General features: G+C 41.8%; 13 protein-coding genes. 4 read left to right on the forward strand and 9 right to left on the reverse strand.

What is annotated here, in order from left to right; translation table 11 throughout:
* Positions 1–34: 34 nt before the first annotated feature.
* The 4 genes from QZX97_RS01960 to QZX97_RS01975 all read right to left on the reverse strand — a co-directional run bounded on the left by QZX97_RS01960 (position 35) and on the right by QZX97_RS01975 (position 1,927).
* On the reverse strand, positions 35–298 hold the full coding sequence (locus QZX97_RS01960; RefSeq protein WP_295649083.1) for a hypothetical protein: 264 nt from the start codon (positions 296–298) through the stop codon (positions 35–37).
* 3 nt (positions 299–301) lie between these two features.
* Positions 302–715, reverse strand: coding sequence for a hypothetical protein (locus QZX97_RS01965; protein WP_295649086.1), 414 nt, complete (start codon positions 713–715; stop codon positions 302–304).
* Positions 716–855: 140 nt separating this feature from the next.
* On the reverse strand, positions 856–990 hold the full coding sequence (locus tag QZX97_RS01970) for a hypothetical protein (protein WP_295649088.1): 135 nt from the start codon (positions 988–990) through the stop codon (positions 856–858).
* A 10-nt stretch (positions 991–1,000) separates the two neighbouring features.
* Positions 1,001–1,927 carry an IS1595 family transposase gene (locus QZX97_RS01975; protein WP_295664080.1) on the reverse strand — a complete coding sequence of 309 codons (927 nt, stop codon included), beginning with the start codon at positions 1,925–1,927 and terminating at the stop codon, positions 1,001–1,003.
* A gap of 102 nt (positions 1,928–2,029) precedes the next feature.
* On the opposite strand from QZX97_RS01975, the gene QZX97_RS01980 reads away from it, so the two are divergent.
* Positions 2,030–2,539 (forward strand): hypothetical protein, encoded by a 510-nt coding sequence (locus QZX97_RS01980; protein WP_295649093.1) that lies wholly within the window; start codon positions 2,030–2,032, stop codon positions 2,537–2,539.
* A gap of 40 nt (positions 2,540–2,579) precedes the next feature.
* On the opposite strand, the gene QZX97_RS01985 is transcribed toward QZX97_RS01980, so the two are convergent.
* Complete coding sequence (locus tag QZX97_RS01985) at positions 2,580–2,981, reverse strand: hypothetical protein (RefSeq protein WP_295649094.1); 402 nt, start codon at positions 2,979–2,981, stop codon at positions 2,580–2,582.
* A 207-nt stretch (positions 2,982–3,188) separates the two neighbouring features.
* The gene (locus QZX97_RS01990) at positions 3,189–3,878 is read right to left on the reverse strand and encodes a class I SAM-dependent methyltransferase (RefSeq protein ID WP_295664082.1); all 690 of its coding nucleotides are present in this window, start codon (positions 3,876–3,878) and stop codon (positions 3,189–3,191) included.
* A gap of 159 nt (positions 3,879–4,037) precedes the next feature.
* On the opposite strand from QZX97_RS01990, the gene fabG reads away from it, so the two are divergent.
* Both fabG and QZX97_RS02000 read left to right on the forward strand, forming a co-directional pair.
* On the forward strand, positions 4,038–4,781 hold the full coding sequence (fabG, locus tag QZX97_RS01995) for a 3-oxoacyl-[acyl-carrier-protein] reductase (protein WP_295649099.1): 744 nt from the start codon (positions 4,038–4,040) through the stop codon (positions 4,779–4,781).
* 99 nt (positions 4,782–4,880) lie between these two features.
* Positions 4,881–6,980 carry a hypothetical protein gene (locus QZX97_RS02000; RefSeq protein ID WP_295649102.1) on the forward strand — a complete coding sequence of 700 codons (2,100 nt, stop codon included), beginning with the start codon at positions 4,881–4,883 and terminating at the stop codon, positions 6,978–6,980.
* 39 nt (positions 6,981–7,019) lie between these two features.
* Here QZX97_RS02000 and QZX97_RS02005 read toward each other — a convergent pair whose 3' ends face one another.
* From QZX97_RS02005 to QZX97_RS02015, 3 genes are all read right to left on the reverse strand, one after another.
* Entirely contained in the window at positions 7,020–7,379 is a 360-nt protein-coding gene (locus tag QZX97_RS02005; RefSeq protein ID WP_295649105.1) for a four helix bundle protein, read from the reverse strand.
* A 38-nt stretch (positions 7,380–7,417) separates the two neighbouring features.
* On the reverse strand, positions 7,418–7,720 hold the full coding sequence (locus QZX97_RS02010; RefSeq protein WP_295649108.1) for a septum formation initiator family protein: 303 nt from the start codon (positions 7,718–7,720) through the stop codon (positions 7,418–7,420).
* A 162-nt stretch (positions 7,721–7,882) separates the two neighbouring features.
* Positions 7,883–9,154, reverse strand: coding sequence for a DEAD/DEAH box helicase (locus tag QZX97_RS02015; RefSeq protein WP_295649111.1), 1,272 nt, complete (start codon positions 9,152–9,154; stop codon positions 7,883–7,885).
* Between the two features lie 443 nt (positions 9,155–9,597).
* On the opposite strand from QZX97_RS02015, the gene QZX97_RS02020 reads away from it, so the two are divergent.
* Positions 9,598–11,037 (forward strand): IS1182 family transposase, encoded by a 1,440-nt coding sequence (locus QZX97_RS02020; RefSeq protein WP_295664085.1) that lies wholly within the window; start codon positions 9,598–9,600, stop codon positions 11,035–11,037.
* Positions 11,038–11,060: the final 23 nt, after the last annotated feature.

The raw sequence follows: 11,060 nt of genomic DNA on the forward strand, positions 1-11,060 counted from the left end.
ATGTATTAAACAAAAAAGCCCGTTAATAACAGGCTTATGGTAACTTTTTTATAAATTCTGCTATTGGGTGGTCTGGCACTAAAAATGGTATTAGTTTAGTAAAACCTATTTGAGATAGCCAAACAGCCACACTTTCGCCGGGCAGTTCCTCGTAAACATCTTTAATCGGTACTATAATGGTATCTTTCGGCCCTGATATAACATGAATTACTATATTCCCTTTTTTATTCATGCTATGGCCGCCACCGTTATCGACAATGGTATCAAAAAATATTTGAGAAACTACGTCTTTTACCATTTACTATGCAGCTTCTGATATTGTAGTTGAAATATCAAAAGCCTTATGGTTGTAAGCCATAGGTATACTTGGCCTAATAGCAGAATACCGAACTGCTTTTTTAGCCTTACTTTTCACCTCAACAAAACCTAATTTTTTAATTTGGTCAAAAAAAGCTTTTTTGCCTTGGTTTTTAACCCAATAATCAAAAAATCCTTCAATACCAGCCTCTCCAATTATTTTACCATCCTCTTCAGTTTCTGCAAAAAAATGCATGTTAAACGAAGGAATGAAATAATTGAAATACTTTTCACCCTCTTTTTTATCCGCTACGTATACAGCATATCCACATTGTATACCATTGATAACCCCTTCAATACTTTCCGAAACCTTAATAAAAGCAGGGCGGGCTTCGTCTACTTTTTGTTTCTTTTCCATTTTGTTTGCTCCTTTTGTTTTTACAATAATAATGATTAAACGTATACCTGCATCTAATGTTGCGATATTTTTTTATATCATTTTTCTTACTGCAAAGGTAGTAACTATTTTTTACAGTTAATTTGCAATTAATTGTAAAATTATTTTTCTTTCTTTTCAGGCGGCTTACCCAAAAACGAAGCCTTAATAACATCATCAAAAGTACCTTTTATTTTCAGGGTGCTTTTTTCGTAATGTTCAGGCCTGGATTTCGGTTCTGATTTTTTCTTTGCCATAATATCAAAATTAAGCAATTAAGTTAGCATAAGTCAAACGTATGTTATTAACCTGTTTAAAGGCATCCTCGAAGCGCACAACGTCCGTTGTCTTGCGGGTGTTGTAACGATAGCCGAATTCATTGCAATAGCGTTGTAAGTGCTTAGGCGATACATAGTGATATATCCCGATTATGCCCCTTTTAAACTGGCTGAAAAATCCCTCGATAGTATTAGTGTGCATTGCACCCCTTGCATATTCTTTGTTAACATGGTTAACAACCTCGTGCCTGTAAGATAATTTGAGGATACCGTACATTGTGGAACTATCGGTAATGATTAATGAGGTTTCAGATACGTTTGCTTGTATCAAAGGCAACACATCGCTAAACTTAACGCTATTAGCTTTTAATACCGTAGTCCTGACTTCACCATCACGTTGTAACATTGCCACAACCGAAGTCTTACTAAAATACTGACCACCAGTTTCACGTAAAGCAGCACGTTTTTTATTGCTCTTATTTTTGGTTGCCCCACCAACGTATGTCTCATCAATTTCTACAGTACCATCTAACATTTCAGGTGCGTTGTTCGCTAACATTTCACGAACCCTATGCAATAAAAACCATGCTGTTTTTTGTGTGATGTTTAAATCCCTACTTAATTGTAAACTTGAAATACCCTTTTTGTGTGCGGTTGCCAAATAAATAGTAGCGAACCATAAACGCAAAGGCACTTTTGTGTTTTCAAATATAGTACCAGTTGTAACTGTAAACTTTTTATGGCACTCTTTAGCTTTGCATTTAAAACCGCGATTTGTTACGTATGCACCAACGTTCCCGCAATGTGGGCATGACGGTGTATCATTCCAACGGCTCTTAGCCAAATAGGCAGTACAGGTCGCTTCATCTTTGAAGTAATCTAACACTTGTAATAGGCTTTTGAAATTCGTTGTCATGTCTTTATCGTTTTGTTGTACAAATATAAACATTTGTCCCAATATCTTCCAAATTTTATTGAAAATAGTTTGTATGTTTATTTTTTTATAAGCCAATTTTATATGAAATATAATGATGAAAATTTTATTTTGCTTCTCGCAAAGGAAAGTTCAATTAGGGGTCGTATAATAACCATGACTATAATTTTAGAAAGAGCGATAGATAAGTATTTATGTGTGCACTTTTCAAATGACCTTTCAAAACAGCATGAATTAATGAATTATGTTTTTGGTACAGATTTATTATCATTTGACCGAAAAAGGCAAATATTTCAATTTCTAACAGAAAAGCATGACAATGTTTTTAACGGACAAAATAAAAATATTCACAAAACAATCGAGAAGATAATGCAAGAACGAAATGTAGTTGCACACTCGTTATTAAATCATGCAGATGAAGCAGTTGATGCCGTTCAAGAAGGCATATCTTTTATTAAATTCAAAAACAAAAGAAGCACAGTTTCGTACACAAATGAACAAGTTGAAAAACATTTACGTGTTATTTTTAACTGTATTGCTAAAGTAACTGCTTTAAATATGTTCATATCATCCTTGCCCCACGGAGACCGATAAAAATCAGTCAACCGTGGTCAAGGCATCATCTTAAATATTTTTATTTGGATGTATCATTAAGACTTTCGGCAATATTGCCTTTGTTTTCTTGAATAGATAATGTGACCTTATCATTAAGCGCATCAAACCTATCATTAAGGTCGTCAAATCGACTATCATTGCCGTCTTTTATTTTATCCAGCTTTTCAGTTAGTTTGTTCACTTTAATTGAAAGTGAACTTATTGTATCCATTGATTTAGATAATTCCTTTTTATCATTTTTAGCTTGACTATCACTTGTATATATATCAATTATACCAAACATTAATAGGCAAATGATAGAAGCCCCTATCCAAAACCTTTTAAAAAGATGGTAATCTTTAAATTTCTCAAAATACGGCCAGCTTGTGAAAAGAGCCAATATAATAAATATCATGATTTTGATAATAACGGTTGTGTCCATCTATATTGGGTTGGGATTACAATATAAGAATTTATATTATCGTTACCGCTTTGTCCCAACTGGTATATAGTTGCCGTTATTTCAATGAAATCACATCCTTTAAGATTTTTTCAACCTAAAATTTGCGACTTCAAAAAAAATGCAGAAAAATAGGTCGATTTTACGTCACCTAATAACTGTTTAAGAGATGGTTATTGAAGGCAGCGTTTATTTAACCGACATGATCACACTCCACATAATGTTTTTCCAAATCACATCTACAGCAGCAAAACCTGTATGGCGTAATTGATCTAAATGCCATACTGTGGGCGAATGATAGTCGTGCGCGGTTTGGTGCAGCATCCACATGTCCCAATTCTCTTGGGTCGAGCCTAATTTAAACGCCTCCTGTTTCCAACGTGCAATGTGCTTTTGGTAGATCTCATCGTTCATGCCGCTGGTTTGGTCGGCAAATACAAATATGCCTCCTGGTTTTAATAGCCCATGCAATTTAATATAAAGCGCTGCTTTATCAGCATCAACAATATGGTGTATAGCAATACTTGATATAACAAGGTCGAAAGAAGATTCGTCTTTAAAATCAAGTTGGTTAAAATCCTGCTGGTGATAATGAATGTTTGATATACCTGCAAAACGTTGCCGGCATTCATCTAATATATCGCCCGAAATATCGAGCGCATGTATTTGCGCTGTGGGATAATATTGCAAGGCCGCTGCGGTTAAGTTACCCGTGCCGCACCCCAGGTCGAGTATATTCCTCGGCTTTAAACCCGATGGTATATAATGGAACAGATTGTAAAATATTTCCTCGTACCGGGGTACGCATTTGCGTATCAGTTCAGTATACTGGTTGCTCAGTTCATCGTAAAAAGATTCAACGCTTTGTGTTTTGTTCATGGTTAATAGTTCATAGATCATGGTAAAATTACTGATATAAACTTAAATTAAGTGTTATAAAGCTGTTATGAACTATGATCTATCAACTATGAACCGATTTTATGAACCATGAACTAAATTTTCTAACTTCACCCCTTCGAAATAAACATACCTTATTCCATGAAATTACTCGAAGGAAAAACGGCCCTCATTACCGGGGCATCAAAAGGCATAGGCCGTAAAATTGCCGAAAAGTTTGCCGAACATGGCGCCAATGTAGCTTTTACCTATCTGTCATCAGTAGAAAAAGGTCTGGCTTTAGAACAAGAGTTGCAAGCATTTGGCACCAAAGTAAAAGGCTATCGCAGCGATGCCTCTAAATTTGACGAAGCCGAAAAACTGATCAACGATATTGTTACCGATTTTGGCACCCTCCATATTGTGGTGAACAACGCCGGCATTACCAAAGACGGCCTGCTTATGCGCATGACCGAAGAGAACTGGGACGATGTACTAAACGTTAACCTCAAATCGGTTTTCAATACCACCAAAGTAGCTTCAAAAGTGATGATGAAGAACCGTTATGGCGTGTTCATCAACCTGAGCTCGGTAGTGGGTGTGCAAGGTAACGCGGGGCAATCAAACTACGCGGCATCAAAAGCAGGCATCATAGGTTTCTCTAAGTCGATCGCCAAAGAGTTGGGCTCTCGTAATATCCGCACCAATGTGGTGGCTCCTGGCTTTATCCGCACCGAAATGACCGACGTGCTCGACCCCAAAGTGGTTGAAGGCTGGGAAGCAAACATCCCGCTTAAACGAGCCGGTGAACCTGAAGACGTGGCCAATACCTGCGTTTTCCTGGCCTCCGACATGAGCGCTTACATTACCGGGCAGGTGATACCTGTTTGTGGCGGCATGTTGTAGCAAAAATCGCTTTGCGCTCTGCTCTATGCGCTCTGCTTTGTAATATCTTTACTATACCATTCCTTATTCATATAAAAAACAGCATATTTACAATCACATATGCTGTTTTTGTTTTCAATAACCTGGGGTTCAGTTTCGGTATGGTGGGCGCTGGCTTGCATCGCCTTGGGCGTTATATATGCCTGGGTGCTTTACCGCAAACCTTCAAACCTGCCCGATAACATCCGTTATGGGTTAACAACTATTCGTTTCCTGGCGGTGGCGCTTACCTCTTTCCTGCTGCTATCGCCTATGATTAAAACCGTAAGCAGCCGACAGCAAAAGCCCCTTGTATTGGTGGTGCAGGACAATTCAGCCTCTGTCAAGCTGTTCGAACCAAAAGGCGTCGACCCTGCAAAAGTTGCGACCGACCTTGCCGGACTAAAAAAAGCCCTCGGTGACGACTATGATGTTCGCGAGTTCCATTTTGGCGCCGAACTCAAAGACAGTTTGACTAATACTTTTAATGGCAAGCAAACCGATATATCAGCCGTATTCAATGGCCTCAACGACCGCTTCTCCAACCAAAACATTGGCGCACTGGTTTTGGCTACCGATGGTATGTATAATAAAGGTACTGGTCCGCAATATGTGGCCCGTAATTCAAAGACCAATATTTATACCATCGCCTTGGGCGATACCATCCCCAAACGCGATTTGCTCATCGCCAACGTAAACTACAATAAAACCGCCTTTTTAGGCAACGATTTTATGGTAGAGGTGTTGGCCGAAGCCTACCAAAGCAAAGGCGAAAACCTGCACTTGAGTGTTACAGAAGACGGCGCCCCTGTGTTTAGCCAAACCGTTGGGATAACAGGCAACGAGTTCCGTACGACAATACCGGTTAAGTTACATGCCGACAAAAAAGGCGTGCACAAATTCAGCTTCAACCTGCAGCCCGTTCAAAACGAGATATCGACAACCAACAACAACGAGACCATTTATGTAGAGGTGTTGGATAGCAAGCAAAAGATACTGGTGCTATACAACAGCCCGCATCCCGATATCACGGCCATCAAGGCATCGCTGGAGGGTAACCGTAATTACGAAGTAAAAACAAGCCTGCTCAGCGACATGACCCCGGAAAAACTGACCGGCTACAGTGCGGTCATTTTATACCAGGTGCCTTCATTTGGCTCGGCTATGCCATCGTCCATACAAGAGCAACTTGTCAGGCAGAAGATACCGGTGTGGTACATGGTTGGCGCGCAATCAAACCTGCAACAGGTAAACAGCCTGCAAAAAGTGGTACAGATCAGTTCCGGCCGGCAGGATATGCAAGAGGTTTTTGCCTTGCCCAAAGCCGATTTCCCTGATTTTACCCTAACCGACTCCACCCGGCGCGAGCTGGCTTTACTGCCGCCGCTATCCGCTCCCTTTGGTAATTATGGAACCACGAACGCCCAGTCGGTACTGCTCAAACAAAAGATAGGCGTTGTTGAAACTTCATACCCGCTATTGGCTTTTGGCGAAGAAAGCGGCCGCCGTATAGCCGTACTCACCGCCGAAGGCTTGTGGAAATGGCGCCTTGCCGAATATAAAACCGATGGTAATTGCAACGCCGTCGACGAACTGATGAGCCAATCAGTGCAATATCTAACCGCCAACAACAATCGGCAGCGCTTCAGGGTTTACCCCGCCAAGAACGTGTTCGACGAAGGTGAGGATATCCTTTTCAATGGCGAGCTCTATAACGATGCGCTCGAACTCATCAATACGCCCGATGTAAAGATCGACCTAAGCAATAAGGCAGGCAAAACCTACAGCTTCATCTTTACCCGTAACGGCCAAAGTTACCAACTCAACGCCGGCGCCTTACCGCCCGACGATTATACTTACACCGCTACTACCAAACTCGGCGACAAAAGCTTTACCGCCACCGGCCAGTTTGTGATAAAAGTACTCAACGCCGAAACCCGCCAAAGCACGGCCGACCATCACCTCCTATATAGCCTCGCTAAAGACAATGGCGGCCAGATGTTGATGCCATCCCAGATCGGCGACTTGGCCAACCTCATCCGTAAGAACGAGAACATCAAAACCGTGGTTTACGATGACAAAACTTACCGCGACTTAGTTGATGTGAAATGGGTTTTCTTTTTGATAATGGTACTATTGAGTGCCGAGTGGTTTTTGCGTAAGCGAGACGGAGAGGTTTAAGCGAAGTCAGAAGACAGAAATCGGATGTCAGAGAATAGTTTAAGACTTCCAATTTTGATGTAACTTGAAAAGCTTGGAACCTATAACTTCAGCTTCATCCATCAATTGGCTTACCGTCGTATCGTCTATATATTGACCTTGATTTGCAAATGTTAGCCATGATTTGGTTTCTTGCAGCGAACCCATCGAGTAAACTAAAAACTTTTTGAACTCGCTTTCATAAACCCGTCTGCCCCAACCTTCGGCAATATTGGCACAAATCGAACGTGATGAATCAACAATCTGACTTGTTAAAGAATAGGTTTCTGATTTAGGAAATTCGCGGGTCAAAAAGAATATCTTCATCGAATAATCATTCCCCAAACGATACACATCCAAATCAAAAAATGTCTTTATCATACTTCAAAATTCGTCCCTCTGATTTCTGACCTCCGACCTCATTCCTCCGACTTCTTCTTCCGCACCACCACAAAAACATCCTCGTTATCCTTCTTCATTAAATACTTTTCCCGGGCAAATTTTTCGAGGGTAGCCGGGTTGGTGGTTAATTCGTTAAGGTCCTTATTAGCCTGGTTGGTTTCTTTCAGATAAAAATCGCGCTCCTTTTGGGCTTTGCGCACTTCGGTAAAGTACTGGTACTGCGAGTGCAGGTCGTTTTTGTCGAAAGCCAGCATCCACACAATAAACGCTACCGTAACCAGGAAGAATTTATTCTTAATCAGTCCGACGAGCCTTTTCATTGCCATGATAAAACGATTTTGGTCCTAAATTATTTTAAACCCCGGCTTTATGCAAGCCGGGGTTATTAACTTATCAACATGCCAGCCCCACCCAACCCTCCACGGAAGGGAGGGCTTCTATAAAATTCCAAGTCTCCCCTTCCGGGGGAGATTTAGAGGGGGCTAATCCCTTCTCGCCCGGCTCCTAAACTCGCCGAACTTTTTAGCGCCGCCATTTCGCGGACCGCCTTTGCCGCCACGGCCGCCACCACCGCCCGGTTTGTTGGGCGATTTAATGCCCGGGCCCATAGCAGGCGGGCGCATAGGGTAGGGTTGGTCGTCCACAACCGGGATAGGCTTGGATATCAGTTTTTGTATATCGAATAAAAACTCGCCTTCATCCGCATCGCAAAATGATAAAGCGATACCGCTTAAACCCGCACGACCTGTACGGCCAATACGGTGTACATAAGTTTCGGGTACGTTGGGCAGTTCGTAATTGATCACGTGCGTCAGCTCGTCAACATCAATACCACGTGCCGCAATATCGGTAGCTACCAAAACACGGGTGGTGCGGCTCTTAAAGTTGCTCAAAGCACGTTGCCTCGCGTTTTGCGATTTATTGCCGTGTATGGCCTCGGCAGTAATACCCACCTTCACCAAATCCTTCACCACCTTATCGGCACCATGTTTGGTGCGGGTAAATACCAGGGCGGTAGCAATGGTCTTGTCTTTCAATATATGGATAAGCAGGTTTTTCTTGTCGTTCTTGTCTACAAAGTAAAGGCCCTGTTGTATGGTATCCGCTGTTGAAGATACCGGCGTAACCGTTACCTTTTCGGGATTGTTGAGTATACTGCTGGCCAATGCCTGTATCTCGTTCGGCATAGTGGCCGAAAAGAACAATGTTTGACGTTTTTGCGGCAACTTGCCGATGATCTTCTTCACATCCACCACAAAGCCCATATCCAGCATACGGTCGGCTTCGTCCAGTACCAGTATCTTCACATGCTCTAAATGCACAAACTTTTGGTTCACTAAATCGAGCAAACGGCCCGGGGTGGCTACCAGAATATCGACGCCGCGTTTCAGCGTTTCTACCTGGTGGTGTTGCGATACCCCGCCGAAAATCACCAAATGTTTTAAACCGGTATGCTTGCCATAAGCGGCAAAGCTCTCGTCAATTTGTATGGCCAACTCGCGGGTTGGTGTCAGTATCAGTGCCTTAATGGTCTTTTGTTCCTTATGTTGCAGGCGCTCGTTGTGCAATATCTGTAAAATAGGTATCGCGAAGGCAGCTGTTTTACCGGTACCGGTTTGGGCGCAGCCTAAAAGGTCCTTGCGGTCCAACACAATCGGTATGGCCTGTTCTTGTATAGGCGTAGGTGTGGTATAACCCTCATGTTTTAGGGCCTTGAGGATAGGCTCAATTAATTTTAAATTCTCGAATGACATGTATAAATTTTAAAGTGTGCCCGCTCTTTAAAGGGAAATGAAAAATGGTATTGATCAGAGCCGGTTAAGTGCGGATATACGCAAACCGCATATATTGCCGCAAAGATACGGTTTTTATTTGATGTAAGATGGATGATGTGAAATGGAAGATGGGGGTGTTTATTTCGGATGTCGGATTTTCAATTTCGGATTTGAAGGTTATGGGTATCCGCATGATGTGCTCCCGATAGCTATCGGGATGAGTAAATATGCATATGTGCAAATGCCCTTCCCTTTCTTACGCTTTGCGCCGAACACTATGCACCTTGCGAAAAATATGGGTATTTATGGGTACGTTTCAAAAAAAATTTCGCTGGCGCGAGCGTCATCGTGGCTGTTGCGCAACGAAAGGATTATTTTCAATAATATTTTGTTAAGATATTGATATTTAGTATCTTAACATCATGCAAGGGAAGAAAAACTATCAAGAGAAGCTCTTTACCAATTTCCAGTTATCAGATCGGGTTCCGGCAGATAATATCTACAGGAAATTGAAAGAAACATTAGACCTTCATTTTTTATACGCCGCTACATCAAAGTATTATGGAAAAGATGGCCAAAAAAGCATTGACCCCATCGTTTTTTTTAAGCTATTGCTTGTGGGCTATTTAGAGAACCAACCAAGCGACAGGCGTATCATCAATATATCGTCCATGCGTCTGGACATTTTGTATTTCATCGGTTATGATATTGATGAGGAGTTGCCATGGCACTCTACGTTAAGCCGTACCCGTCAGCTTTATGATGAAGACGTTTTCAAAGAATTGTTTAAACAGGTCTTGAAGCAGTGTATCGACAAAGGGATGTTGACCGGAAAAAGGCAAGCAATCGACAGTGTTCTGGTCAAAGCGAACGCGTCGATGGACAGCGTTACAGACATTTTGGAGGATGCGATGGTATTTACCGGCCAGTTAAAAGATGGGGTACCGGATGAAAATGAGCAAGACGAACAGTTTCCCGATAAACCCGAAATGAAGCCTCAAAAACGCAATAATGCCAACCGTGCCAGCACAACAGACCCTGATTCAAAGATGTCGGTAAAACCCGGTAAAGTAATGAAACTGAACTACCTTGGCCAACTTAGTGTAGATACTTCAAGTTATATCATCACCAGTATCGGGGCTTTCCATGCAAATAAAAAGGACTGCCAATGTCTTGATGCTGTACTTGAGCAAGTCGGGCATAACCTTAAGGAATACGGTCTGACGGTCGAGGAAATCGTTGCCGATGCCAACTACAGTAGTTCATCGGCATTGGAAAGTCTCATTTCACGGGGTATTACAGGCTATATACCCAACACAGGAACATATAAACAAGAACGGGACGGGTTTGTATATGATGAAGAAAACGACCGTTACCAATGTAGTCAGGGGAACACTTTAAAGTTTATTGGTTACAAAAATCATCATGGGACTTCAAAGACATATATGAGCAAGCGGTCTGATTGTAAAGACTGTCCTGTCCGCGCAAAATGCCTCGGTAAATCAAGCTATAAAACGCTTACCAATTCCTTGACAAGGCCTCTGTTTGACGAGATGCACAGACGAATGAACGGAGATTATGGCAAGCAAATGATGACGATACGGAAAAGTACGGTAGAACCCGTCATTGGAAACCTAATCGAATACCTGGGTATGCGAAAAGTCAATACGATCGGGATAAAACTGGCCAATAAATGCATGATAATGGCCGGAATTGCTTATAATCTCAAAAAAATGATAAAATACGGAGAGAAAGAACTTTGGGATGCTATATTGAACCTGTTAGAACCTAAAGTGACACTTGACCCTGTTGTTATAAAAGCTAATGGACCTCAATTTACTACAAAATTAACATGCTTGTAAAAGTTCGTTGCGCAACAGCCACG

The sequence above is a fragment of the uncultured Mucilaginibacter sp. genome (assembly GCF_903893715.1).
Taxonomy (GTDB): Bacteria; Bacteroidota; Bacteroidia; order Sphingobacteriales; family Sphingobacteriaceae; genus Mucilaginibacter.

Excerpts from the sequence above, each read along its gene's own strand:
- QZX97_RS01970 (WP_295649088.1), bottom strand. The coding sequence starts at position 990 with ATGGCAAAGAAAAAATCAGAACCGAAATCCAGGCCTGAACATTACGAA.
- QZX97_RS01975 (WP_295664080.1), bottom strand. The coding sequence starts at position 1,927 with ATGACAACGAATTTCAAAAGCCTATTACAAGTGTTAGATTACTTCAAA.
- QZX97_RS02000 (WP_295649102.1), top strand. The coding sequence starts at position 4,881 with ATGCTGTTTTTGTTTTCAATAACCTGGGGTTCAGTTTCGGTATGGTGG.
- QZX97_RS02015 (WP_295649111.1), bottom strand. The coding sequence starts at position 9,154 with ATGTCATTCGAGAATTTAAAATTAATTGAGCCTATCCTCAAGGCCCTA.
- QZX97_RS01985 (WP_295649094.1), bottom strand. The coding sequence starts at position 2,981 with ATGGACACAACCGTTATTATCAAAATCATGATATTTATTATATTGGCT.
- QZX97_RS02010 (WP_295649108.1), bottom strand. The coding sequence starts at position 7,720 with ATGAAAAGGCTCGTCGGACTGATTAAGAATAAATTCTTCCTGGTTACG.
- QZX97_RS02005 (WP_295649105.1), bottom strand. The coding sequence starts at position 7,379 with ATGATAAAGACATTTTTTGATTTGGATGTGTATCGTTTGGGGAATGAT.
- QZX97_RS01980 (WP_295649093.1), top strand. The coding sequence starts at position 2,030 with ATGAAATATAATGATGAAAATTTTATTTTGCTTCTCGCAAAGGAAAGT.
- QZX97_RS01965 (WP_295649086.1), bottom strand. The coding sequence starts at position 715 with ATGGAAAAGAAACAAAAAGTAGACGAAGCCCGCCCTGCTTTTATTAAG.
- QZX97_RS01960 (WP_295649083.1), bottom strand. The coding sequence starts at position 298 with ATGGTAAAAGACGTAGTTTCTCAAATATTTTTTGATACCATTGTCGAT.
- QZX97_RS02020 (WP_295664085.1), top strand. The coding sequence starts at position 9,598 with ATGCAAGGGAAGAAAAACTATCAAGAGAAGCTCTTTACCAATTTCCAG.
- QZX97_RS01990 (WP_295664082.1), bottom strand. The coding sequence starts at position 3,878 with ATGAACAAAACACAAAGCGTTGAATCTTTTTACGATGAACTGAGCAAC.
- fabG (WP_295649099.1), top strand. The coding sequence starts at position 4,038 with ATGAAATTACTCGAAGGAAAAACGGCCCTCATTACCGGGGCATCAAAA.